The organism is Campylobacter sp. VBCF_01 NA2, assembly GCF_027797205.1.
Taxonomy (GTDB): Bacteria; Campylobacterota; Campylobacteria; order Campylobacterales; family Campylobacteraceae; genus Campylobacter_B.
Map to the genome: position 1 here is coordinate 1,550,302 of NZ_CP115607.1, position 24,248 is coordinate 1,574,549.

General features: G+C 42.3%; 20 protein-coding genes and 1 tRNA gene. 11 read left to right on the plus strand and 10 right to left on the minus strand.

Annotation, left to right across the window (positions count from 1 at the left end; all coding sequences use genetic code 11):
• Positions 1 to 7 precede the first annotated feature (7 nt).
• The 4 genes from PF027_RS07915 to PF027_RS07930 all read left to right on the plus strand — a co-directional run bounded on the left by PF027_RS07915 (position 8) and on the right by PF027_RS07930 (position 4,457).
• Positions 8 to 2,524, plus strand: a complete 2,517-nt coding sequence (locus PF027_RS07915) for a molybdopterin guanine dinucleotide-containing S/N-oxide reductase (RefSeq protein WP_270872595.1) — start codon at positions 8 to 10, stop codon at positions 2,522 to 2,524.
• 272 nt (positions 2,525 to 2,796) lie between these two features.
• Entirely contained in the window at positions 2,797 to 3,084 is a 288-nt protein-coding gene (locus PF027_RS07920) for a hypothetical protein (protein WP_270872596.1), read from the plus strand.
• 65 nt (positions 3,085 to 3,149) lie between these two features.
• A complete protein-coding gene (locus PF027_RS07925) occupies positions 3,150 to 3,497 on the plus strand; it encodes a peptidoglycan-binding domain-containing protein (RefSeq protein WP_270872597.1) in 348 nt (115 codons plus the stop codon).
• A gap of 96 nt (positions 3,498 to 3,593) precedes the next feature.
• Positions 3,594 to 4,457 carry an LptM family lipoprotein gene (locus PF027_RS07930; protein ID WP_270872598.1) on the plus strand — a complete coding sequence of 288 codons (864 nt, stop codon included), beginning with the start codon at positions 3,594 to 3,596 and terminating at the stop codon, positions 4,455 to 4,457.
• Between the two features lie 321 nt (positions 4,458 to 4,778).
• Here the strand turns inward: PF027_RS07930 and PF027_RS07935 are convergent, their stop codons facing one another.
• Positions 4,779 to 5,276, minus strand: a complete 498-nt coding sequence (locus PF027_RS07935; protein WP_270872599.1) for a DUF805 domain-containing protein — start codon at positions 5,274 to 5,276, stop codon at positions 4,779 to 4,781.
• Positions 5,277 to 5,285: 9 nt separating this feature from the next.
• Positions 5,286 to 6,332, minus strand: a complete 1,047-nt coding sequence (locus PF027_RS07940) for a TM2 domain-containing protein (RefSeq protein WP_270872600.1) — start codon at positions 6,330 to 6,332, stop codon at positions 5,286 to 5,288.
• A 118-nt stretch (positions 6,333 to 6,450) separates the two neighbouring features.
• On the opposite strand from PF027_RS07940, the gene tpx reads away from it, so the two are divergent.
• Complete coding sequence (gene tpx, locus PF027_RS07945) at positions 6,451 to 6,948, plus strand: thiol peroxidase (RefSeq protein WP_270862651.1); 498 nt, start codon at positions 6,451 to 6,453, stop codon at positions 6,946 to 6,948.
• A gap of 55 nt (positions 6,949 to 7,003) precedes the next feature.
• Here the strand turns inward: tpx and PF027_RS07950 are convergent, their stop codons facing one another.
• The 8 genes from PF027_RS07950 to PF027_RS07985 are packed head-to-tail and all read right to left on the minus strand — an operon-like array spanning position 7,004 to position 16,082.
• A complete protein-coding gene (locus tag PF027_RS07950) occupies positions 7,004 to 8,521 on the minus strand; it encodes a hypothetical protein (RefSeq protein WP_270872601.1) in 1,518 nt (505 codons plus the stop codon).
• Positions 8,509 to 10,311 carry a hypothetical protein gene (locus PF027_RS07955; protein ID WP_270872602.1) on the minus strand — a complete coding sequence of 601 codons (1,803 nt, stop codon included), beginning with the start codon at positions 10,309 to 10,311 and terminating at the stop codon, positions 8,509 to 8,511. The genes PF027_RS07950 and PF027_RS07955 overlap by 13 nt, the downstream gene beginning before the upstream one ends.
• The gene (locus PF027_RS07960; protein WP_270858624.1) at positions 10,311 to 10,643 is read right to left on the minus strand and encodes a hypothetical protein; all 333 of its coding nucleotides are present in this window, start codon (positions 10,641 to 10,643) and stop codon (positions 10,311 to 10,313) included. Before PF027_RS07960 ends, PF027_RS07955 begins: the two co-directional genes overlap by 1 nt.
• A 9-nt stretch (positions 10,644 to 10,652) precedes the next feature.
• Positions 10,653 to 11,249, minus strand: a complete 597-nt coding sequence (locus PF027_RS07965; RefSeq protein WP_270858623.1) for a 4Fe-4S dicluster domain-containing protein — start codon at positions 11,247 to 11,249, stop codon at positions 10,653 to 10,655.
• 1 nt (position 11,250) lies between these two features.
• Positions 11,251 to 13,509: a molybdopterin-containing oxidoreductase family protein gene (locus PF027_RS07970; RefSeq protein WP_270877261.1), complete on the minus strand. Its 2,259-nt coding sequence runs from the start codon at positions 13,507 to 13,509 to the stop codon at positions 11,251 to 11,253.
• On the minus strand, positions 13,506 to 14,636 hold the full coding sequence (nrfD, locus tag PF027_RS07975; RefSeq protein WP_270877262.1) for an NrfD/PsrC family molybdoenzyme membrane anchor subunit: 1,131 nt from the start codon (positions 14,634 to 14,636) through the stop codon (positions 13,506 to 13,508). Before nrfD ends, PF027_RS07970 begins: the two co-directional genes overlap by 4 nt.
• Positions 14,633 to 15,178: a molecular chaperone TorD family protein gene (locus tag PF027_RS07980; RefSeq protein ID WP_270862658.1), complete on the minus strand. Its 546-nt coding sequence runs from the start codon at positions 15,176 to 15,178 to the stop codon at positions 14,633 to 14,635. Before PF027_RS07980 ends, nrfD begins: the two co-directional genes overlap by 4 nt.
• Positions 15,168 to 16,082: a sulfurtransferase gene (locus PF027_RS07985; RefSeq protein WP_270875500.1), complete on the minus strand. Its 915-nt coding sequence runs from the start codon at positions 16,080 to 16,082 to the stop codon at positions 15,168 to 15,170. The genes PF027_RS07980 and PF027_RS07985 overlap by 11 nt, the downstream gene beginning before the upstream one ends.
• 248 nt (positions 16,083 to 16,330) lie before the next feature.
• Between PF027_RS07985 and PF027_RS07990 the strand changes: the two genes are divergently transcribed.
• From PF027_RS07990 to PF027_RS08015, 6 genes are all read left to right on the plus strand, one after another.
• Entirely contained in the window at positions 16,331 to 17,431 is a 1,101-nt protein-coding gene (locus tag PF027_RS07990) for an efflux RND transporter periplasmic adaptor subunit (protein ID WP_270877263.1), read from the plus strand.
• A gap of 6 nt (positions 17,432 to 17,437) precedes the next feature.
• Complete coding sequence (locus PF027_RS07995; RefSeq protein WP_270877264.1) at positions 17,438 to 20,584, plus strand: efflux RND transporter permease subunit; 3,147 nt, start codon at positions 17,438 to 17,440, stop codon at positions 20,582 to 20,584.
• Entirely contained in the window at positions 20,574 to 22,025 is a 1,452-nt protein-coding gene (locus tag PF027_RS08000) for an efflux transporter outer membrane subunit (protein ID WP_270877265.1), read from the plus strand. Before PF027_RS07995 ends, PF027_RS08000 begins: the two co-directional genes overlap by 11 nt.
• 81 nt (positions 22,026 to 22,106) lie before the next feature.
• Positions 22,107 to 22,194 (plus strand) — tRNA-Ser (locus PF027_RS08005).
• 81 nt (positions 22,195 to 22,275) lie between these two features.
• Positions 22,276 to 23,697 (plus strand): SPFH domain-containing protein, encoded by a 1,422-nt coding sequence (locus tag PF027_RS08010; protein WP_270869840.1) that lies wholly within the window; start codon positions 22,276 to 22,278, stop codon positions 23,695 to 23,697.
• A 95-nt stretch (positions 23,698 to 23,792) separates the two neighbouring features.
• On the plus strand, positions 23,793 to 24,233 hold the full coding sequence (locus PF027_RS08015; protein ID WP_270858614.1) for a MarR family winged helix-turn-helix transcriptional regulator: 441 nt from the start codon (positions 23,793 to 23,795) through the stop codon (positions 24,231 to 24,233).
• Positions 24,234 to 24,248: the final 15 nt, after the last annotated feature.

Genomic DNA, 24,248 nt, shown 5'->3' on the forward strand with positions numbered 1-24,248 from the left:
AGAAAAGATGAAAAGACGAAGTTTCTTAAAAGGCAGCGTCGCTCTGGGTGCTGCTAGCGCAATTCCAAATTTTGCCCTTGGGGCAGAGGCAAATACCGCTTTGGTTAAAAACGGCGAAGTTCTCACTGCGGCGCACTGGGGAATTTTAAAAGCTACCGTAAAAGACGGCAAAATCGTAAAATCACAGGCTTGGAAAAAAACTTCAAATGTGCCAAATCCTTTGCAAACAGCCATGGACGATTTGGTTTATAAAGCAAGAATCAAAGCCCCAATGGTTCGCAAAAGCTACCTTGAAAACCCAGATAGCCCAAAACCTGAGCTTCGTGGCAAGGACGAGTGGGTCGAAGTGCCTTATGAAGAGGCTATCAAACTTGTCGCAAGAGAACTTAAAAAAACACGCGAACAAAAGGGTATGAATAGCATTTGTGCAGGAAGCTACGCTTGGCAAAGCTCAGGCGCACTTGGCATGGCAAGAACACTTCTTCATAGATTTATGAATATGACAGGTGGTTTTGTGGGCGTTACCGGGGATTTTTCAACCGGAGCTGCGCAAGTGATTTTACCGCATGTCGTGGGATCTAGCCAAGTCTATGAGCAACAAACCGTTTGGCCTGTGGTTTTAGAAAACTCAAAAGTCGTTGTGCTTTGGGGTATGAATCCAATCGGCACTTTGCGTTTGTCATTTACGGTTTCTGATGAAGGCTCGTTTAAATATTTTGAAAAATTGCGCGATAGCGGTAAAGAAATCATTATAATTGACCCGCTCAAAACAATCACAACTAAATTTTTCGAAGGCAAAGCTACTCATATCAGACCTACTCCAAATACCGATGTCGCGATGATGTTAGCTATGGCAAATCACCTACTAAAATCAGGTAAATATGATAAAGAATTTTTAAGCACTTACACCGTTGGCTTTGATAAATTTGAGCAGTATTTACTAGGCAAAGAAGACGGCGTAGAAAAAACACCTGAGTGGGCAGAGAAAATTTGCGGAATCGAAGCAAAAGTTATAAAAGAATTAGCCGAAAAATTCTTTGATAATCGCACTATGATTATGGCTGGTTGGGGTATGCAAAGAGCGCACCACGGCGAACAAGTGCATTGGATGATAGTAACTCTTGCTAGTATGCTTGGTCAAATCGGGCTTCCTGGTGGTGGATTTGGTTTTAGCTACCACTATGCAAACGGCGGAACTCCAAGTTGCGTTGGTGGCGTGATTAAAACAATCAACGCAGGAAGCGTAGGCGTTATCAAAGACGGCAAATATATGGGTCCTGCTAATGCTGATGGGGCAAAAGAAAATGCAGCGCAATCTTGGCTATCTAATACTGCTTTGATGTCATATCCTGTCGCAAGAAACGCGGACGCTTTGCTAAATCCGGGTGCCACACTTGATGATAACGGAAATAAAATCACATATCCTGATATGGATTTTATCTACTGGGTCGGCGGAAATCCGCTCACACAACAACAAGACACAAACAAAAATGTCAAGGCTTGGCGAAAACCACGAACTATCGTCGTAAATGAAATTTACTGGACACCGACAGCAAAAATGGCTGACATCGTTTTCCCTGTAACTAGTTCTTATGAAAGAAACGATATTTCTATGACAGGGGACTATACAAATATGCATATCGTCCCACAAAAACAGGTCGTAGAAAAACAATTTGGCGCAAAAGATGATTATCAAGTTTTCGTTGATTTGTGTAAAGCTTATGCGGACGGACTTGCAGAAGCCTACACAGAAGGCGGCAAAACCGAAATGGACTGGATAAAAGAGTTCTATGAAACAGCGGCAAATCAAGTAAATGCAAACGAAGCTTTGGGAATAAAAATGCCAAGTTTTGAAGAGTGGTGGAACAAAAACGAACCGACTGAATTTTTCCCTACAATGGAGAGCGAAAGCTATGTAACTTTTGCAGATTTTAGAGAAGATCCGATTTTAAATGCACTTGGCACACCAAGCGGACTAATCGAAATTTACTCTGAAACTATCGAAAAAATGGGCTATGATGACTGCAAGGCTCACCCGACATGGTTTGAGCCAATCGAGTGGCTAGGTATGAAGGATAAACCAGCCAGATTCCACATGATAAGCCCACACCCAAATGATCGCTTACACTCACAACAAAACCAAACTAAGCTAAGAGATAGCTATGCAGTAGCTGGAAGAGAGCCGATTTTCATCAACGAAGAAGACGCAAAAGAGCTAGGTATAAAGGGCGGCGATTTGGTAAGAGTTTTCAACGCTAGGGGTCAAATTTTAGCAGGTGCGGTTGTAAATGATGACACGCCAAGAAATGTCGTAAAACTATGCGAAGGTGCTTGGTATGATCCAAACGAAAACGGACTTTGCAAAAACGGCTCGGCAAATGTGCTTACTATCGATATTCCGACAAGCAAACTAGCTAACGGAAATATCTCTCACACTTGCCTTGTAAATATCGAGCCTTATAAACCAAAAGACGGCGAAGACATTACGCTAACTGCGTTTATGCCGCCAAAAGGCGCGAAATAAGCAAAATTTGGCTAGGATTTTCTAGCCAAATTTTAAAATTCTACAAAATTTTGCAAATTTCAAAATTCCGCTATCGCAAATTTGAAATACTGCCCCGAAATTTTGCTTTTTAAAATCCAACGAAATTTCTACGAATTCCTCAATTTACAAAGTTACTTCGCAAGCTTATAATAAATCAATACAAAATTTTGCACCACATAATCAAAATTTCAACCCATTTTAAGGGGGGGGGGGGGTAGAATAAAACTTTATTTTTTTTCAAGGAGAAAACTATGGATGAAGAGCTACACTTAGACTGCCCATTTTGTGGCAAGGACGACATCAAATACGGAGTATCAGTTTGCAGTGGTTGCCAAGCTGAGATTAGATATGGTGTATCGTGGGCTCCAACTTTAATTTTGGGTGTAATATTGTTTATCGTAGGTGCTGCTATGGGTAGCGCTATTGGTGGCCTTGTTTGTATCGGTGGATTGGTCGGTATCGTCATAGGTGCATATAGATTTTTACAAAATTTAAGCTATAAAAAAGGTCCTAAATTTTTCAGACGAGAATTTCGTTAATTCTATGTTTATTTGTAGGTATCCAAACCTACAAATAATCGTTTATGTGATATTAGAGGTTCAATATGGCTTATTATGACATGTGGGGAAATCGGTATGAAAAAGTTAGCAGTGGTGGAGGCATTCTTGGATTACTTCTCATAGTTGGTTTTATATGGCTTGTTTCAGGCGATAACACACCCTCTAATACACCGACAGATAACAAGGTTATCAAAAGTATAAATCTAAGCAATAGAGAAAAAACCATGCAAATCCAGCGAATTCTTATCAAAAACGGCTATAAACTCAAAGCCGATGGCGTTTTTGGGAAAAAGACAATCAGCGCTGCAAAGAAATTTACAGGGCTAAATTCTGCGGATTTAAACACACTTTATATTGCTGTTAAAAATAAAGCAGACGGCAAAAAGAATTAATATAATATCATAGGGTGGGCATTTTGCCCACCATAAGGTTGCCGAATTTTCGGTGCAAAACGCCCACCCTACAACACTTCTAACCAAAGGATGGATATGAAAAATTTATTTTCATTTATGTTGGCTAGTGCGCTGTGCGCGGTGCTAGCAGGATGTGGTGGCGACGATAGCCAGTCTAGTGCAAATGCTGGGGGCGAGACCGAGAAACCAGCGCAAGAAGTCGCTCAAAAACCAATCGAGAGATCGGTAGAAAAGCCAAAAGACCCAGCGCTTGAAAAAGCAGAAAAAGAGGTCGAGGCGATGAGTTTGAAGGATTTTGTCGTTTTGTTCGAAAACGATGGTTGCTTTAAGGTAGATACGAACCAAACCGCCAAACTCGCTTGTGAAGGCAAATTTGAACCATATGCAAAGGAACTTTATAGTTCACAAAGCAGTCTTAAAAATGGTGCAGATAATGTACTATATTTATATTATGAGTTGGATTTTATAAATGATTATTTTAAAAAAAATAAAAAGCTAGGCTCTGTTTCGGATATGCTGGCTAGTAAGTCAAATATATCAGATATTAACAAAAACATATGGCGAAGGGCTGGTGTTATATTTATTAATGGGTATGGTAAGTATCTAATCATACGAGATAGTGATATCGATGTTGAAAATTCTACAATTACGCTTTCTGAAATGGACCAAGATATATACGATAAAGTTGATAAAATAAGTAAAGACTTGGGAGACACATATTTCATCACTTCAGATCATTATTTCTCTAATTTTCACAACAAAAAGCTTGCTCGCGAGGCCGAATTAAAGGATATATACCGAGAGTTAGCCTATGAAAAAGGCGAGCTAAAAGGTGCGGTTTTTGAGATAAAAGATGGTAAATATGTAGTTAAATTTCCACTTGCAGATGCGATGAAGGCAAATATTAAAAAAGCAAGGCAAATATTAAAAAAGCTATGAAAAGGTGAGCACTAGTAAAATAGCTCATATAAATTTCACTTTGCAAGCCGTGGTTTAAACTGCGGTTTGCAACTCGTAATAGAAATTTTAAATTTCAAATTGCTTTTATAAATTTTTGAAATTTAAAATTTCAACCAAAAGCTATTTTGTGTTGCAGTTTCGTAGGGTGGGCATCCTTGCCCGCCCTAAATTAAAATTTTGCCCATATCTTAAAATTTGAAATTTCAGACGCAGTATCTACAAAGCAAAATTTAACGAGAGTAAAATTTAAAGAAAAGCAAAATTTGGAAAAATCCAAATTTTGCTAGGAATTTAAAAAGATTAAGGCACGAAAATATTCCCACCGGCGCGCGGATTTAGCGGATCGTCGCCGTATTTGTTAGCTCCGTCGGTGCCTTTTAAAATCGTAGAGATAAAAATAAAAATTATAAGCCCCACAGCAACAAATAAAAACAGCATAGCCAAAATTCTAATTCCATCAGCAAACATTATCCCAAGCACGCATAAAAGAAAAATTGCGCCAAAATACCACCCGCTGATATCTCTATCATGCAGTCTTCTCCACAAAACCGCAAATGATGGCACAAGCAAGCCCAAAGCAACCACGCTAGCTACGATTCCTATGACCTCTGGGTTGCCGTTTTTGTCAAAGCCCAAAACGATATTTGTGCCAAGCACAGCGTCGATTACGGAGGTTGCGACATTTACTAAAACGCTAAAAAGGTAAAACCACCAATATTCGCTTCTGCTAGCCCTGCCAGAAAATGTGGCGTATTTTTGTTTGAGGCAAACGCTAATCGCCTCGCCAAAACTCATCATTTTTTCTCCTTATGATTTGATTTTGTTAAATTCGCTAATGTGAAATTTCAAATTCGTAAAATAATAGTTGTTTTTCGAAATTTCGAAATTTCGGCTATCTTTGGCACAAGCAATGATAAAAAGCGAATTTATAATCGAGCAAATTTGCACCGCGATTATCGCTAAAATCGGATTAAAATAGACTAAAACTAGCCCAATCACGCACGAGAGCGCATATACAAAAAACGCCTTAACGAAAATTTCGCACCCGCTCGTCTGGAAAAGCTCTTTGTAAATCAGCAGAGCAAAGCATGCGCCAAGCCCCGTAAATACTGCGCCGAAAACAAATACAACCAGGCTTTTATCCCCAAACATCATCATCAAAAACGGGATTAGCGCAAGGCCGTCAAATACGACAAAAAGGGTTAAATTTCGCAAAAGCGTCTTTGAGCAAATTGTGCTAGCGATGAAATACGCGCTCATTGCAAGGCAGATTTGCCCCGCTGTTGAGGCGAGTTCGGCGCCATTAATTTTGGTGCCAAAAATGTTTAAAACTGCCATTAAAATCAAAAGTCCGCACCCAATGTAAGCTAGCTGTCTAGCCGAGGCTAAATTCGTGCTTTTTTCTTCGAAATTTAGGCTTTGGCTGGGATTTTCGCTGGGATTATCGCTTAAATTTTCGATCTCGCACCCTGCGCTAAGATTTGCGCTATCTACCATTTTTTCTAAATTGAAAAAATCGTGTATTATCCACGCCAAATAGGCTAAATTTGGCAGTGCAAAGACCATAATCGGTTTTATTAAATTTTCCCTAGCCCTAAGTGTATCTTGGTCGTCAAATTCGAGGCTTGGCCTTATGGAGCGCAAAATTTCGAGCGCGCTATCGTTTGATATCAAAGCATACGCCACCAAAAAGCAGACAAAGATGATAAACCCAAGTCCGCCAAGAAGCTGGAAAATCGCGCTTACATTTTTTTTCAGATAAAATCTGTGCGCGCTAAAAACCCCTAGTGTCAAATAGAGCGTGTAGGCGGTGTTGAGGTGAAATTTAGGCGCGTTTTGCGGGAGGGTTTGCATGGATTTCCTTTTTTTAAATTTGGGCGAAATTATAGCCAAATTTTAAAATTTTGCGCCAAAAAATAATTTATTAAATTTTATGAGATAAAATGTGTTTTATTTTTTACAAGGAGAAAAAATGCAAGTAAAATTTTTAGGAAACCCCGTAAATTTGGGCGGAAATGAAGTAAAAGTCGGCGAGGCTGCGCCAGAAGTTGTAGTCGCTGGCAAGGATTTAGAAGATATCGTAATTGGCAAAAGCGAGAAAAAACAAATCATCGTAGCCGTTCCGTCGTTAGATACGCCAGTTTGCGCTAGCGAGGCTCGCAAATTCAACGAAAAAGCAGCAAGCTTGCCAAATACCGAAGTAATCGTGGTTTCAATGGATTTGCCGTTTGCAATGGGTAGATTTTGCACGACAGAGGGTATCGAAAACTTGCGCACAGCGAGCGATTTTAGAGCGAAAAAATTCGCCAAAAGCTATGGAATTTTAATCGAAGATAGCGCGCTAGCAGGGCTAAATGCAAGAGCGGTTTTCGTCATCAGCGGCGGCGTAATTGCATACAAAGACATCATGGCTGAAATCACCGAAGAGCCGAACTACGAAGCAGTTTTAGAGGCTGCAAAAAACGCATAAATTTTTAGCTTCCCCCTTAAAAATACAGCGAAATTCCGCAAATTTTGCGGAATTTCTAATTTAGATTTAAAATTTCCTTCGCTCTTGTTTTTTTGTATAAAATCGACTTCAAATTCTGCATTTCACGCTCGTTTAAAGGGCTAGCGTCAAGCAGTTTGGCGCATTTTTTTTGCCTAGGGTTTTCGCAAAATTTAGGCGCGAAAAGCTCGCTAATACCGCCGTGAGTTTCTCCGCTTTGGAGCGGATTTTCGTGGCAGGCCTCGCAGGATTTGCCGATTTTTTGCACGCTATGAGGCGAAAACGGCTTCCAAACCTCGAATCTCTCGCCACTCTCGCCAAATTTAGCCACGCTAGCATTTTCATCTTTTATGCCAAGATTATAGCCAAACACAGGACGCGCTAGGGCGATTTTGCCGTTATTTTTGCGCACCAAAAGGACATTTTCGAATCGTTCTAAACTAAACGCGCTATGCCAAATTCCAGGTTTTCTCTCGCCTCCAAGCGTGCGCGAAAACGGCGCAGGGCGCGTATTTTGGCGCAGGGCGCGTGCGTTAAATCGCTTGACGCTTGCGTCAAATTCGATTAAATTTTGCCAGTTTTCGTAATCCTTGCTAAAATCAAGCATAGCATTTAGTTCGTAAAAACTCCCGCCCCACGCGCTGTGGCAGGTGGCGCACTCCAAATTTTGGTGGAATTTGTGCGAGGTGTTATTTTGCGTGGCGGTTTCGTGGCAAGCCTCACAGCTTTTGGTTTCGCTCATTTTGTGGCAATCCGCGCACACTAGCCCCGCGCTAAAATGTGCGTCAGGGCGCAAATTTGCGTATGTCACGCCATGCCGTAGCCCTGGGAAATTTCCATTTTTTTGCAACGGCGTGCGGTAGTCTTTGTGTGTATTTTGTGGGAAAAGCCCCATAAAATCGGTGCCGATGAAGTATTTGTTGTGGCAAGAGGCGCAAACTTCATTATCCGCGCGCGAGAGCGTGTGTGTGCGCGAGTGTGGGCGCGCGCTAGTATTCGCGTCGCTGCCGCTGTATTGTGCGCTGGGTGCGTAGCTAGCGTGGCATGCCATGCAACCCTTTCCGTGAGCCGAAAAAAGGGATTTCTCGCCGTTATCATAGGCGTGGCATTTTAGGCATTTGCGCTCCACGAAGTCCGCCACCACGCGCTCTTTCGCGCTTAAATTTGGCAAATTTTGGCTTAAAAAATCTTGCAAACTAAGATTTAAATCCATGTTAAATGCGCTAAAAATCGTTTTTATCTCGTTTTTGTGCGTGAAATGGTTGCTTTTTTCAAATTCGCTGATTTGCTTGGCGTGACAGCTGCCACAAAACTTGCCATAATGCGCGGGGCTTGCTGGGTGAGCGATGATATTTTCGTGCGAAAATCCGCCAAATTTGGCTAAGCTTTGCGGGAAATCTGAGGGTGAAATTTTGCTTTTGTGACAACTTTCGCATGAAAAATTGTGATTTTGCGCGTCAAATTTCTCCACGCTATGGCAGTTTTCGCAGGATAAATTTTGAGAAAAAGCGAAATTTAAAAGCGCAAAAAATATCAAATTTATCACTCTAAACATTTCGTCTCCCCTGCCCTAAATTTGGCCTTTGAGGCGTTAAAATCGGCATAAATTTTATCATCGTAGCGATCGTGACAGATAGCGCAGGCATAGGCGTCAAGGATTTTTTTCATTTGAGTTAAATTTAGCGTGGAATCGTTTTTAGAAATGATTTGATTTTGCGCTCCTGTGGGGCTAGCAAAGGCGTCAAGGGCGAAATTTAACTCGCCAAAATTTGCCAAATTTGGACTAAATGAAATCTCGCCGTTTTTATAGCCCAAAACACCGCGCCCAAGCCCTAGCGAAGACGGCGAGAAGTGGCAAGCGGCGCAGGTTTTGCTCTTGCCAACGCTGTGTTGCGCCCAGCTGGCTAGGCTAAGGGCGTCAAAGTGCTTCGTGGCGCCATTTTCGTAGATACTAGCCACGACTTGACAGCCTGGGGCGAGGTTTGCGATTTTGCCGTCATTTCTCACGCCCAAAGCTGGGTCTTCGAAGCGCAAAAAACTACGCATTTCGCTCCACGCACCCTCGCTGTATTCGCCCTTTTGCCACTCAAACTGCTTTGCGCCCGCAAATCTTTGCTCGTGGCAACCAAAACAGCTTGCCACACTTTTTTCGTGGCAGGCTTGGCAGGATAAATTTGCGTGCAAAGGCTCGTGTGCTGGGTGTTTTAGCGCTGAAATTTCAAATTTTGCTCCGTCTTTTTTGCGCGTAAGGACTGCTTTTTCGCCCACTTTGGCGACATTGTAAAGCGGGAAATTTCCCTTTTTTGTGTAGGCAATGAGCGCGCTATCTGGGATATTTGGATTTGTTTTGGCTAAATTTCGCGCCATCTCGTTTGGTGGGGCAAAATTTGGCGCGTGGCAGTCCTCACATGCGATAATCACGGCGTGGCGCATATTTGCGTGGTTTTTCTTATCGCCCATTACCCCAAGGCTAGTGTGGCAATCCACACACCCTAACCCTGCCCTTTCATAGTGAATATCGGCGCGCAAATCGTGAAAATGGCGCCCGTCGGAGAGCGTATGGCTCTGCTCGAAAGGCGCCTTGCTTCCCTCGCTTTCGAATTTTCCATAATACGCAAAACCAATGCGAGCCGAGCGGTTGTGGCAGGCTAGGCAGTTTTGGCTAGGGATTGCGGTGGAAAATCGGGTGTGGGTTTTGGGCGCAGTGTTTGGGGAGGTTGCGTGCGCGCTGGAATTTACACTGGAATTTATGCTTAAATTTGGCGCAGAATTTGCATTTTTGCTAGCAAAAAACGGGGAGAGCAAGAAATTTTCATCTAAATTTGAAGCCTTATGACACGCCCCACACCCGCCACCTTTGGCGATATTTTGATTTATAAAAACCTCTTTTTCTTGCGAGATATGACAACTGGCGCAGGCTTTGGCGTAGTGGTCCTTGGCGAATTTTTCGATTTGCTCTGCGTTAAAATCAGAGCTTGCGCCCTGCTTCGCCCACTCACCTAGCAAATTTTGCTTGATTGGATTTTGGGTTTGCATTACTGTGGTGCTAACGCGGGCGATTTGGTCCTTGTGACAGCGCGCGCAACGGCTTTTGGCGTTTTCTAGCGTGGCTGGATTTGGGATTAGGGCGATGTGAGCGAGCGATTTTTCGCTAGCAATCTCGTTGCCCCCATGGCAACTCTGACAGGCAACCTCATCGTGTGAGGGGCTTAGTGAGCCGTAATTTTCGTGGCAGGCGGTGCATGAGTTTATCTGCGAAAATGCGCTTACGCAAAAAAACAAAATAGCAAAATTTGCGAAAATTTTAAAATTTAGCCCTTTTAAAATTTCGCAAATTCTTCTCACTAGCAACCCTCAAACTGCGCTGGTGCGCCACTAGGTTTCGGCGCGGCGGCTTCGCTTTCATCGGCTTTGGCGCCAAATTCGTCTATCATACCTTCATCGGCTAGGCGTTGGATGACATCATCATAGCTTTCCCACGCTTTTTTGTTGTAAGCGTCTGCTTGAATCGCCTTTTTTGCGTATGCCCTAGCAAGTGTGAGATTATTTTTTGCCACAGCTTCGCGTGATAAATTTACAAAATGCTCCGCCTGCGCTTTTGAAGTATTGTAGCTTTGCAAATTCTCCGCAAAACCAAAACTGCAAAGTAAAACCATGCTTAAAATTATCTTTTTCATCATTTTCTCCTATGAATTTATCGTCACATAATAAACATTTGGTTCAAGTCCGTCGCTCTCTTTTAGGCGAGTTATACTTGTCGCCTTAGCCAAAATTTGCGAAACATCACTATTTGGGTCATTTAAATCGCCAAAATTTCGCGATTTTCCCACGCAGGTGGTTACACAAGCCGGAAGCAAACCTTTATCCACTCTTGGGGCGCAAAATGTGCATTTATCGACGCTTTGCTTGTGTTCGTCGTAATATCTGGCATTATACGGACAGGCTACCATACACGCCTTGCACCCTATACAAAGAGAGGGATCGACGATGACGATGCCGTCTTTTTCGCGCTTGAAACTAGCTTCTGTCGGGCAAACTGCCACGCAAGGGGAGTTTTCGCAGTGGTTACAAAGCACAGGCAAGAAATTTAAAATCGGATTTCCTGCGTTGTCTTCGTTTTCGACTTCAAAAACCCTTGTGCGATACGCTTCTTTGAAAAGCGGCACTTCCCACTCGGTTTTACACGCTACATAACACGCATCGCACCCGATACAGCGATCGCCGATAATCACCATAGCTAGGTTTTTTTCTTTTTTGTGATTTTTATTTATTAGTGAGTTCATCTTACGCCCTTTCAAGTCTAACAAAGCCGTTGTTTAAGCCGCTACAACCACTAACAGGATCAATGTCGTTACTACAAAAATAAACATCGCTAATGCCTTTATCAAAGCCGTTACTCCACTCTTTGCTAACATGCCCAAAGCCGTGGTGGATAAAGACATTGCCTTTGGTTATTCGCTTTGTGATTTTTATATTTTGCGGTTTTGATTTGAGCCCTGTTTTAGCATTTATCATTATGACTTTATCGCCAGTTTTTAAACCTAAATTTGCAGCATCATCAGGATTTATCCAAATCGGGCTATCATCTTCAAGTTCGAGTAAGAGCTTGTTATTTTGGCTTCTTGCATGTGAGTGAGCAGGGCCTCTACCAAATAAAAGTCTAAATTCGCCTTCTTTTGGCTGTGGCGGTGCTACCCAAGTAGGCAGTGGCGCGCAGACATCGCCGTATTCCTCATACATTTTTTCCATATCAGGGTTGTATAGATGAATTTTGCCCGTGCTTGTCGGGAAGCTTAGTGGTTTTCCGCTACTTTGCGGATACGCATCGGCTAAATAATCGCACAAAATGCCGTCTTTTTCAAATTTTTCTTTATCTTCGGGGCTGAGTGAATTTACGAAATTATTTATCGCGTCGCTTGGCGAAATGGTAAAATACTCGTCCATATCAAAGCGTTTGCAAATCCCACGCACTATGTCAAAAACATGCTTAGTATCGTATAGCGGCTTAATCGCAGCCTTTCTTACAGCCACAAACGGCACATCGTATTTTTGGATATATGGGCCGTCGTCTTTTTCTAAATATGTGCTTTCAGGCAAAACTATGTCGCAATATGCGCAAAAATCGTTCATCTGTGTATCTATCGACATAATAAAATCTAGCTTTTCGATTGATTTCATGACGCCGTTTGCTTCGACTGCCGTGTGTCCTAATGGATTTGTATCGTAGGTCAGCCACGCTTTTATCGGATATGGTTGTTCGCTTAAAGTCGCGCGATAAATTTCGCCACTTAGTCCTAAATTTGGCGGATTAAACGGCCACCTTGTGCCAACGCCATCAGCCCTTGGCTCCCTTACAGCCGGTGCTTCATCATCTTTTGGGAGCTTAGCTAAATTTATACTTTGATTTACCCAAGTTCCGCCCTTTACGCCGTAATTTCCCATAATCGCATTTAAAATCGCAATTGCTCTTGCTGTTTGCGTGTCGTTTGCGTATCTTGAAAATCTACGCGGTGCGATAGCTAGGACATGTGGAGCAAATCTGGCAAATTCCCACGCTACTTCTTCAATAGTTTCAGCCTTTATACCGCAAATTTCTTCTGCCCATTTTGGGGTGTATTGTTTGACATGACGGGCTAGTTTATCAAAGCCGTAGCAGTATTTATTGATAAATTCCATATTTGCTAGATTATCTCTAATTATGACATGGATTAGCGCTAGTGCTAGTGCCATATCGCACCCCGGTTTTATGCGAAGCCATTTGTGCGCTCTAACGGCACTTTCGCTCTGGCGTGGATCTACATAGACAAGTTTTGCGCCATTTGCTAGGCCTTCCATAAAATCTCTTGCTTCTCTGACTTGAATCGCTCCTGCCATATTTCTGCCAAATAAAATCATATATTTGGTGTTTGCCATGTCGTAGTTTTCATGACCCCCGATACCGCCGCCGCCAAATGTCAAAGACCAGCCAATCGCTCTACTGCCACGACACTCAGAAAATGAAGCGTAGCTTACATTTGGAGTGCCAAGCAAGCTAGCAAATTTGTGAAAATAAGAAGAACAGCTTCCATGAGCAAAGGCTGCAATGCTTTTTGCGCCGTATTTGTCGATGATTTTTTCTAAATTTTCATGCACGAAGTCAAACGCTTCGTCCCAGCTGACCTTTTTCCATTTGCCTTCGCCCCGTTTGCCGACTCTAATCATCGGGTATTTTAAGCGATCTGGATCGTAAGTAGAATAAACCCCTGCATTTCCCTTAGCGCAAATCGTGCCGTAATTGTATGGATTTAGCTTGTTTCCTTCGATTTTGTGAATTTTGCCCTCTCTTGTAAAAACATTTACGCCACAATTCCAAAAGCACATTTCGCAGTAATTTGGAGTTTTTACGCCTTCGTCGTATTCTAATAAATTTGAAAGCTCGGGCGAATTTTTGTGCGTTTTTGCCATTAGCGGATTTGGAAGCCCTGTGATACCTGCCGTGCTGGCAACTGCGACGCTAGAAGCCATTTTTAGGAAATTTCGTCTTGTTATTTTAAGCTCTCTCATTTTTCACTCTCCAAATTTAAAAATGTTTTTCCAAGTGCGTAAATAAAGAGCATTACGCCAATGCCTGAGATAAAAATCGTGATTTCTGCCACGCTTGGGCAGTATGAGCCAAACTCTATCTTGCCTAAAAATTCGCTCTCTACTCTTACTAGCTGACCGCCCACAATGCCGTCAAACCTAGCAAAAAATACGCCGATAATGGCTAAAATTCCAGCCAAAAATGAAATTTTTAAATTTTGAAATTTAGACAAAATAAGCAAAATCATCGGCAGCAAAATTCCAATGCAAATTTCAAAAAAATAGAAATTAAACGACAAATTTCCGTTTGTAAAAACTTCGAAATTTTTTGCCAAATAACTTCCTGCGCCATAGCTTGAAATCACTGCGTTCCAAAAATTTATAAATAAAACAGCCAAAAGAAGCAAAAACATAAGAATATTCAAATTTCGCAAAATTCGCTCATTTAGGGCTTTTTTGCTTAAAATTACAAAGGCAAAAATCACGCTTATGCCACAAATCAAAGCTCCTAAAATAAATGAAATGGTAAAGCTTGGCGTATGCCAGATTGGTCTAGCTGAATTTACGGCAAAGACCATTGAAAGTGTGCTAAAAGCGATTATTCCCATTATAAATGCGACAATTCCTGCGTAAAACGAAGCTTTTTCGCTGTTTTTTAACATTAAAATTAGCTCGATTATTAAAAGCGGAGTTTCGATGAGATAAAAAGTGCTCATCCACCAAATCGGGCTTTCTACTGCGAAATTAAAGTAATATCGCACGAAGCGCAAAACTTGCAGTTTAAACGGGCTTCCAAGCTCCCAAAAAATCAGCCAAAATGCCGCTAAAAGCGCAGCAATAGCTAAAAGCTGTAAATGGCGTGAAATTTTAGAAAATGCGTGAAATCCAAAGAGATGATCAGCCGTAGCGATTGTGGCAACTCCCACGCTAATGCCCACAAAAAAGGCATATCCCATAAGCAAAAGCCCAAGCGGAACCTCGCGGCTGACATTGTAGCTAGCCTCTTGGCCATTTAAAAACACGCTACAAATCCCAATAAGCCCCACTGCGCACAGCGCAAGTGATAGAAAAAGAAGCCCAAATTTCGGGGTTTTGGCGACTTTTGTCATCTTTGCTCCTTTAAATTTGATATTAAAAATTTGGCAAAATTTAAAATAAACTCAAATTCTTTTAAATTTTCAAAATTTGCTAAATTTTTACTCAAAGGCTCTAAAAAGTCTAAAAATTTAGTAAATTTCAAAAATTTTTCCCACTCGCCCTGCTCTGCTAAAATCGCGCAAAATGCGAGTAAATTTGAGGCGTGGTCGCAGTTTTTTTCTACCACAAAACCACAAATTTCATAAAATTTGCAAATTTCATTATAACTCTCGCCAAACATTTTTTTATCTAACCACACCCCAGCTAGAAGCGAAGTGCCGAATTTGGCTGAGTTTAAATCAAAATAAAAAATGTAATTGCTGATAATTTCGTCTAAATTTGGCGTTTTTAAATCGTTAAATTTGAAATTTGAAAATTTATTGAAGCGCTTGGCAAATTCGCCGTTTGCAAATTCGCCAAGCGCGCAGTATTTCTCGCGCCAACCCTCCGCTGGAAAAGCGAGCAGGTCGGCGCATAAGTCTAGGCAATCAATCGAAATTTGATTATTTTTCATCGCCTTTTAGCACTTTTCTTTTTGGCAAGTTCGAATACTCGACCATGCTTGCTTCGTAGTTTTTGACTTTGTCATTTCCCATGATATATTTTGTCGCAAACCAGCCACCACTTGCGTGCCAGCCTGTGTTGCAATACCAAATTTGTGGTGCGTTTGGATCTAGACCTGCTGTTTTAAATAGCTCGCCAACAGCTTCTTTATCGGTGTTGATATAAAAAACGCCGTCGTTTTCTTTGGCAAGTTTGCCGATAAAGATATTTCCATCAACGCCCTCTAAGTGCCCTGCTTTGGCTGCTTTTGGGTGAGCTTTTTCGCCAGAGTATTGAGCTTCGATTCTGCCGTCAATTAGCGCTACGCTGTTTGTAACCACAGCCTCGTCGATATCGTAAGCAGTCGCAACGATGTCTTTGTTAAATTTAGTGATTTTAAAATCGCTTTTTTCTGGTGTGACGGCCTCTGTGCTTAGCTCGCCACCAGCTTTTTTCCAAGCGTCAATTCCGCCGTTTAAAATCGCTGTGTTTGTAAGTCCGTAGTATTCAGATACGAATAGAGCCAAAGTTGAAAGCGTATAATCAGGAGCGGCTTTTGCGTCGTTATAGAAAACTACTGCGCTAGTATCTTTGATACCGCTTTTTTGAAATAATCTCTCAACCGTAGTCGGAGAAGCGATAAATCCTGGCATTTCGCCTCTTGCCTCTCTGAAATCAGCCTCTTTCCAAGCAACTGCACCTTTGATATGACCTGCGCCGTATCCTTCGCCTTCTTGAAGGTCGATTAAAACTAGGTCTTTATCAGCCAAATTCGCTTTTAGCCACTCGACATCTACGACCTTGTTTTGTGGTAAATCTAGGGCAAATGCGCATGTGCAAGCAGCCGCTAGTAATGATGAAGTAAGTAATTTCATGATATCTCCTTAAAAAATGAAATTGTTGCAAAAAAAAATTGTAACAAAATTTAGTAATATTAAATTAAAAATTTATCGAAATTTTATAAGTTAGATTAAAATTTTCCGTGATTTTGTCACAAAAAATGTGAAAAATTTAGAAATATTAAATTTTCATTTACTTTTGTGTTAATAATTTGTTATGCAGAATTTGGATAAAATCGACAGCTTTTTACTTTAATTATTAAAATTTAATAACCGAGGTTTGTATGAAGAAAATTTTCTCACTAATTGCGACGCTAGCACTGCTTAGCGGATGTTCGTATTTCGAAAAAAAAGAAGAGGGCGCAGGAGGGGGTGCCAAGGGCGCTGGCGGTATGCCGCCGCTTCAAGTAGCTGTTTTTAAAGCCCAAAAATCCGATGTTCCAATCGCACTAAAATTTAACGGCGAAACCGCGAGCGATTTAGATGTAACGCTAAAATCACAGGTTTCTGGCACGATAGAAAAACAGCTTTTCACCCCTGGCGTGCGCGTAGAAAAGGGCGAGGGGCTCTATGAAATCGACAAATCCCGCTACCAAGCGATTTTTAATAGCGCAAAAGCTAGCCTAAACAACGCTAGCGCAGATTACGAGCGCGCTAGGAAATTAAAGGCGAGCAATACCATTTCAGCGCGCGAATTTGACGGCGCAAAATCAGCTTACGAAGTGGCTAAGGCAAATTTCGAACGGGCGAAAATCGACCTTGATAATGCCCTTGTCAAAGCCCCGTTTGACGGTATTGTAGGCGATACGCAAAAAGACACTGGCTCGTTTGTGGGCGTGGGTGAAAATCTAGTCAGACTTACAAAACTAAATCCAATTTATGTGAAATTTGGAATTTCTGATACCGATAAGATGAAAATTGATAGAAATTTAGCCAGCAGCGATTGGTATATGAAAAATACAAAGGCTACAATTTCCTTTAATGACAAAATTTATGAAGGAAATGTAGTTTTCATCGATAGCGTCGTAGATAGCGCGACTGCGAGCGTGAGCGCCAAAGCGCAATTTAACAACCTAAATTATGAAATTCAACCAGGAATTTACACTAGAATTTCAGTCGATGGTTTCGTGCAAAAAGATGGCTTCCAAATTCCGCAAATCGCAGTTTTGCAAGATTTAAGCAACTCTATCGTTTATGTCGTAGATGCAAACAACACTGTGGCTAAAAAAATCGTAAAAGTTATAGCTCAGGATTCTACGACGATGACCATTTCAGAGGGTTTGAGCGAGGGCGATTTGATTGTTTTGGATAATTTTTCAAAAATTCAAGTTGGTGCTAAGGTAACCCCGCTTCCGCCAGAAACAGACGCGACAAAGGCTAGGTAGGCAAGTATGTTTTCTAAATTTTTTATCAATCGCCCAGTTTTCGCAAGCGTTATTTCGATTATTATCGTTATTGCTGGAACGATTTGTCTATTTATCGCCCCTGTGGAGGAATACCCGCAACTAACCCCGCCTCAAATTTCAGTTACAGCCACATATAGTGGCGCAGACGCGCAGACTATCTCAGATACCGTCGCTTCGCCACTAGAAAACGCAATTAACGGCGTCGATGATATGATTTATATGAGTTCATCATCTAGCTCGTCAGGTAGGGCAAATATCAGCGTGTTTTTCAAGGTCGGCACCGATCCGCAAGAAGCACTCGTAAATGTAAATAACAGAGTAAATCCAGCCCTAACCACGCTTCCAGCCGAAGTGCAAAGAATGGGCGTTAGCGTTACGGAGCGTTCATCATCTATACTTTCTGCGTTTTTCTTTTATGACCCAACAGGTCAAATGAGCCCACTTGAAATCCAAAACTATGTCAGCATTAATGTCGTCGATGAGCTAAAACGCGTTAGCGGTGTGGGCGACGCGCAGGCCCTTGGCACGAAGGATTACTCAATGAGAATTTGGGTAAATCCAGGACTTATGGCCAAACACAATGTCGTATCATCTGACATAATCGCAGCCATTAGAGAGCAAAACAGCCAATACCCAGCCGGAAAGCTAGGCGAGCAACCAAACGATTTAGGTAACCCTTATGTCTATGCAATCCAGCCAGAGGGGCGTTTGAAAACGGTCGAAGAGTTCGAAAATGTAATCATTAGAGCCAGTGATGATGGTAAATTTTTGCGTGTAAAAGATGTCGCTAGGGTCGAGCTTGGGGCTGAGAGCCTTATCATCAATGGTAAATACCAAGGATACGACGCAACGCCAGTTTTCATCTATCAACAAAACGGCGCAAACGCCATTGCTACGCTTGATGCTGTGACTGCGCGTTTAGAGCAGTTAAAGCAAAATTTTCCAGGTGCGCTGACTTATAGCAACGGATACGACACGACAGAATTTGTCAAGGTTTCTATCGAAGAGGTTATTCATACTTTTATCGAAGCGATGATTTTGGTCGTTTTGGTTATTTATATGTTCTTAGGAAATTTCCGCGCGACGATTATTCCAATGCTAGCGGTGCCAGTATCTATTTGTGGCGCGTTTATCGGAATTTACGCTTTTGGATTTTCGATAAATTTAATTACCCTTTTCGCCCTAGTTTTGGCTATCGGTATCGTCGTCGATGACGCTATTATCGTTATCGAAAATGTGGAGAGAATTTTGCATGAAGAGCGAAATTTAAGCGTCAAAGAGGCCACGATTAAGGCAATGGACGAGATTGTAAGTCCGGTAATTTCAATCGTGCTTGTTTTGGCGGCGGTTTTCGTGCCAGTTGCTTTTATGGAGGGCTTTGTCGGCGTTATCCAAAGACAATTCGCGCTCACACTTGTCTCATCTGTGGTTTTCTCCGGATTTGTCGCCCTTACTCTAACCCCTGCGCTGTGTGCGCTTTTACTTCGTAAAAAAGAGGCCGAGCCGTTTTGGTTAGTGCGTAAATTTAACGAATTTTTCGATTTTTCAACCCGCCTTTTCTCAGCAGGTGTTGCAAAAATTTTGCGCCATGTGATTTTATCGTTGTGCCTTGTGGGAATTATTATTTTTGTGATGTTAGAGTTATTTAAAATTACTCCGGGCGGACTTGTGCCAGCCGAGGATAAAGGCTATGTAATGGGCTTTTCGACACTTCCGTCGGCTAGACCTTTGGTAGCTACTGAAAAGCACATGGATTTCTTGCGTGGCACACTTTCACAAAACCCAAATGTCGAAGCAATCACCACAATCGCGGGATTTGATATGATGGCAGGTGGTGCTAGGGAAAATTCAGGCGTATTTTTCTCTAAACTCAAACCTTGGGGGGTCCGTCCTGAGGCAAACCAATCAGCCCAATCAATCGCAAACGCGCTAACTGGACAGCTTTTTGTCATGGATAGAAGCGCGATGACCTTTGCCCTAACCCCACCTCCAATCAATGGTCTATCAATGACTGGTGGATTTGAAGTGTATGCAGAAAATACTACGGGCAAAAACTATCAACAAATCGCCGATGATATGGCGCGAATAGTCGCCAAAGCTTCGCAAAATCCAGCTTTGCAAAATGTCCGCTCTACGCTAGATGTAAATTTCCCGCAATACAATCTAAGCCTAGATAAGGAAAAAATCAAAATGCTTGGAATTTCAATCCCTGATATTTTTACGACGATAAATTCGACTATCGGACAATACTACATAAACGATTTTAACCTTTTGGGTAAGACATACCGCGTCTATATGAGAGCAGAACAGCTCTTCCGCGATACGCCAAATGATTTAAGGACGCTTTATGTGCGCTCGGCTAGTGGAAATTTGGTTTCGCTTGATTCGGTTGTAAATTTAGAACGCGCCAAAGGCCCTGATATCGTCGATCGTTTTAATGGTTTCCCAGCAGCTAGACTTATGGGCGATCCTGCCCCTGGATATACTTCTGGTCAGGCAATTGACGCTATTAGAGATACGATTCTGGGCGAATTCCCTACTGGATACACACTTGGCTGGTCAGGCACGGCTTATCAAGAGGTAAATGCAGCAGGAACTGGCGCAAAGGCATTTGCGTTTGGACTTTTGTTTGTATTTTTGATTTTGGCGGCGCAGTATGAGAGGTGGCTAATGCCAATGGCGGTTCTTACAGCCGTGCCATTTAGCGTGTTTGGTGCGCTTTTATTCACATGGGCTAGGGGATTAAATAACGATATATATTTTCAAATCGGACTTATTTTGCTTATCGGACTTGCGGCAAAAAATGCGATCTTAATCGTCGAATTTGCTATGCAAGAGTATCAACACGGCGGAAAAAGTATCGCAGAAGCGGCGATTAGTGCAGCAAAAATGCGTTTTAGACCGATTGTTATGACATCTTTGGCTTTTGGTCTTGGTGTTTTGCCTATGGTACTTGCCACAGGAGCAGGTTCTGCTAGTCGCCACGCGCTAGGAACTGGCGTGCTTGGTGGAATTTTGGCTGCTTCGACGATAGCGATTTTCTTCGTGCCGCTATTTTTCTACCTTTTGGAGAGCTTTAATGCGTGGCTAGATAAGCGAAAAATAAAATCAGAGGAAAAAGATGAAAACTAAAATTTTACTAGGAATTTTAACTGGCGCACTGATTAGTGGTTGTAGCTTTAAGCCTGATATGCCAGTTCGTCATATCGAGTATAGATCTGGATACGAGGCGACAAATGTGAGCCAAATGTGGTGGAAAAGCTACAACGACACCCAGCTAAATGCGCTAATTGATAGTGCTTTGGCGAATAATTCTGATTTAATGCTGGCTTTGAATAATATCGAGCGCGCAAGGCTAAATTTGGGTCTAAGTAAGCTTGAATATCTGCCAAATATCGGAATTTCAGGCTCTGCAATGCGCCAGAATAATTATGCTAATATGCCTGATTCAAATTCTCACGCTTCTTACGCGATTTCAGCGCCACTTAGCTATGAGATTGATTTTTGGGGTAGGGTGCGAAACAGCGTGGGTGCTAGCGCGGCGCAGTATATGGGGACTAAATACGATTATGAAACAGCTAAAAACACAATCACTAGCGCGGTTGCAAGCTCGTATTTCACGCTTTTATCCCTAAAAGAGCAAGAAAGAATTCTAACTAAATCGCTTAAAAGCTACGAGCAGACGCAAAATTACCGCAAAAAAGAGCTAGAAGCTGGCGCGATAAATCAAATCACGCTTAGCCAAGCAAGTGCTGCTGTGCAAAACGCCAAAGCAAGCCTAATCGCCGTGCAAAACCAAATTTCTCAGGTGCAAACCTCGCTTGCGATTTTAGCCGGCAAAAGCTACGACGGGGTCGTAAATCCGCAAATCCTCACAGCCGCAAAACTGCCTAATGCTCCACAAATCCCAAGTGGCGTGCCAAGTGATGTTTTGCTTCATCGCCCAGATGTGGCAAAGGCCTTGGAGGATTTGCGCGCTAGCAATTTCCTAGTCGGCGTTGCCAAGGCAGGGTATTTCCCGACTATCTCGCTAACTGGGGCGTTTGGCTATGCAAGTAGCGATTTTGATAGGTTGATTAGCTCGACTACCAGCTCGTGGAGTATCGGTGGCTCGCTCGTGGGACCTTTGCTTGATTTTGGGCGAACTAAAAAGAGGGTCGATATCGCAAATGTCGATCAAAATTCATCTTTTATCGCTTATGATAAGGCGCTAAAAACGGCTCTTGGCGATGTCAAAGACGCCCTAACTACGCTTAAAAACGCAAAAGAACGCAAAAAAGCGATGAACGATTTGCTAAGCTCGCAACGCAAAATTTACAAAGACGCGACCGAGCTTTACAACGCTGGATATTCTAGCCATTTAGAATTCCTAGACGCGCAACGCAATCTTTTGAACACAGAACTTGCCAAAGTGGGCGCTGATTTGGAAGAGCTAGAAGCTAGCGTAAATGCTTACAAAGCGCTTGGCGGGGGATTTAGCATAAGCGACGAGGAGCTAAAAGAGATTTTAGGGGCTGATGCCGATACTGCGCCTGATATGTCTGCTGTGCCGATAGATAGGATATTTAGGTAAAATTTGCGGAATTTTAAAATTCCGCAAATTTTCAAATTCCAGCTTCAAATTTAAAATTTTAGTTATAATCCAAACCTTTTTAGACAGGTGTCCGAGTGGTCGAAGGAGCACGCCTGGAACGCGTGTGAGGTGCAAGCCTCCGAGGGTTCGAATCCCTTCCTGTCTGCCAGAATGCAAATTACAGAATAAATTTTATTTAAATCAAATTTTGCTTATAATTGCGCCTTAAATTTTATTATAAGGAGGGGTGATGTTTTCGCCTGTTTTGATTGGATTTGGTGGCGGTTTGGTCGCTATCGTGGTCATTTGTGTGCTTGCAGCTATGTATTTTAGGACCGTCGTGGAGACAAACGAGGTTCATATTGTCCAAAGCGCGCGCAAAACGCAAAGTTTTGGCAAAGACACTGGAAATGGAAATGTGTATTACAATTTCCCGGGCTGGGTGCCGATTTTAGGCGTTAGCAAGATAATTTTGCCAGTTTCAGTATTTAGTATCAAAATCGAGGCTTACGAAGCTTACGATGTGGGTAGGCTACCATTTGTCGTGGATATCACGGCGTTTTTCCGCATTGCTGATTCAAATTTAGCCGCCCAAAGGGTCAAAGACTTCGACGATCTCAAAAAGCAACTCACAGATATTATCCAAGGCTCAATCCGCTCGATTTTAGCCAAACGAGAGCTAGAAGAAATCCTTACAATCCGCTCAGCCCTAGGCGAGGATTTTACCGTTTCGGTTCAATCCCAGCTCGAAAACTGGGGCATTGCGCCTGTGAAAAATATCGAATTAATGGATATTAAAGACAAAGATGGCGAAAAGGTCATTTTCAACATAATGGAAAAGAAAAAATCCGCTATCGAAAAAGACAGCCGTGTCGAGGTCGCCGAAAACCGCAAACGCGCCCAAATCGCTGAAATCGAAGCCAAAAGAGAAACCGAGATCAAAGAGCAAGAAGCCCTAAAACTCGTAGGCCTTAAAACCGTCGAGCAAGAGCGCGAGGTCGCAATCAGCAAAGAACAAGCCAAACAAGTGGTAAAAGAGCAGGAAAAAATCACCCAAGAAAAGGCAATGGAGGTCGTGCGCGTCCAAGATGTCAAAAAAGCAGAGATTAAAAAGCAAGTAGAAATCGTCCAAGCTGAGCAAGAACAGCGCAAAATCGAAATCGACGCGGAGGCTAAGAAAACAGCCAAAATCAAGGAAGCCGAAGCCCAAAAAGAAAACCAAATCCTAATCGCGCAAGGCGATAAAGAAAGACAGTTTTTGGAGGCGGCTGCGCTTTTAGAAATCAAAGACAAAGAGAGCCAAGGTATCGCAAAAATAGGAACCGCTGAGGCTGAGGCTTTGAGATTGAAAGAGCTAGCCCCTGTCAATGCGCAAATCGAGCTAGCGCGCGAAATCGGCGAAAACGAGGGCTATCAAACATATCTAATCTCAATCGAGCAAATCAAGGCTAACCGCGACATCGGCTTAGAGCAGGCCAAAGCCCTAACTAGCGCAGATCTAAAAATCATCGCAAACAATGGCAATGTAAGCGAGGGGCTAAATTCGCTTGGTGGCGTGCTAAGCGCGAATGGTGGCACAAAAATCGCCTCCATGCTAGAAGGGCTAGCTCAAAGCGAGCTAGGAAAACAGCTTGTCGATAAAATCACCAAGCCAAAAGAGGGCGAGAAATAAAATTTAACCCCAAATTTGGGGTTAAATTTTATAATACTAGACTTGACATTAATTCGAAATCTAACTATAATACGCCCTAAATTTCAGGGGCAAAAATGAAAAAAGAACGCAAAAGCATATTTTTAAGCGCACAGCTTGTAAGAGAGGCAAATGATTACATTATAAACGAATTTAAAAGGCTTGAAATTTTAGGGATTTCACCCAGCCACGGGGATATTTTTCACTATCTTTTTGGGGGTAAAATTTTAAGTCCAGCCCAAATTGCCACTAAAATCAACCGCACAAAAGCAACTGTTACAACCCTGCTTGATAGGCTCGAAATGGACGGCTATTTGGTGCGAGAAAAGGACAAAAACGACGCAAGAAGCGTAAATGTAAAACTCACGCCAAAAGGCGAGAGTTTAAAGCCGAAATTTGATGAAATTTCAAAGAATTTAAATAAAATTTTAGCGAAAAATTTTAGCGAATTTGAATTAGACGCGCTAGATACGCTTTTAAGCCGTGCGATTAAAAATTTTAATAAAAAAATTAATTAGATATCAAAGGAAATT

Excerpts from the sequence above, each read along its gene's own strand:
- PF027_RS07950 (WP_270872601.1), bottom strand. The coding sequence starts at position 8,521 with ATGTTTAGAGTGATAAATTTGATATTTTTTGCGCTTTTAAATTTCGCT.
- PF027_RS07940 (WP_270872600.1), bottom strand. The coding sequence starts at position 6,332 with ATGCAAACCCTCCCGCAAAACGCGCCTAAATTTCACCTCAACACCGCC.
- PF027_RS07970 (WP_270877261.1), bottom strand. The coding sequence starts at position 13,509 with ATGAGAGAGCTTAAAATAACAAGACGAAATTTCCTAAAAATGGCTTCT.
- tpx (WP_270862651.1), top strand. The coding sequence starts at position 6,451 with ATGCAAGTAAAATTTTTAGGAAACCCCGTAAATTTGGGCGGAAATGAA.
- nrfD (WP_270877262.1), bottom strand. The coding sequence starts at position 14,636 with ATGACAAAAGTCGCCAAAACCCCGAAATTTGGGCTTCTTTTTCTATCA.
- PF027_RS07930 (WP_270872598.1), top strand. The coding sequence starts at position 3,594 with ATGAAAAATTTATTTTCATTTATGTTGGCTAGTGCGCTGTGCGCGGTG.
- PF027_RS07985 (WP_270875500.1), bottom strand. The coding sequence starts at position 16,082 with ATGAAATTACTTACTTCATCATTACTAGCGGCTGCTTGCACATGCGCA.
- PF027_RS07960 (WP_270858624.1), bottom strand. The coding sequence starts at position 10,643 with ATGAAAAAGATAATTTTAAGCATGGTTTTACTTTGCAGTTTTGGTTTT.
- PF027_RS08015 (WP_270858614.1), top strand. The coding sequence starts at position 23,793 with ATGAAAAAAGAACGCAAAAGCATATTTTTAAGCGCACAGCTTGTAAGA.
- PF027_RS07995 (WP_270877264.1), top strand. The coding sequence starts at position 17,438 with ATGTTTTCTAAATTTTTTATCAATCGCCCAGTTTTCGCAAGCGTTATT.
- PF027_RS07920 (WP_270872596.1), top strand. The coding sequence starts at position 2,797 with ATGGATGAAGAGCTACACTTAGACTGCCCATTTTGTGGCAAGGACGAC.
- PF027_RS07990 (WP_270877263.1), top strand. The coding sequence starts at position 16,331 with ATGAAGAAAATTTTCTCACTAATTGCGACGCTAGCACTGCTTAGCGGA.
- PF027_RS08000 (WP_270877265.1), top strand. The coding sequence starts at position 20,574 with ATGAAAACTAAAATTTTACTAGGAATTTTAACTGGCGCACTGATTAGT.
- PF027_RS07935 (WP_270872599.1), bottom strand. The coding sequence starts at position 5,276 with ATGATGAGTTTTGGCGAGGCGATTAGCGTTTGCCTCAAACAAAAATAC.
- PF027_RS07915 (WP_270872595.1), top strand. The coding sequence starts at position 8 with ATGAAAAGACGAAGTTTCTTAAAAGGCAGCGTCGCTCTGGGTGCTGCT.
- PF027_RS08010 (WP_270869840.1), top strand. The coding sequence starts at position 22,276 with ATGTTTTCGCCTGTTTTGATTGGATTTGGTGGCGGTTTGGTCGCTATC.
- PF027_RS07980 (WP_270862658.1), bottom strand. The coding sequence starts at position 15,178 with ATGAAAAATAATCAAATTTCGATTGATTGCCTAGACTTATGCGCCGAC.
- PF027_RS07925 (WP_270872597.1), top strand. The coding sequence starts at position 3,150 with ATGGCTTATTATGACATGTGGGGAAATCGGTATGAAAAAGTTAGCAGT.
- PF027_RS07965 (WP_270858623.1), bottom strand. The coding sequence starts at position 11,249 with ATGAACTCACTAATAAATAAAAATCACAAAAAAGAAAAAAACCTAGCT.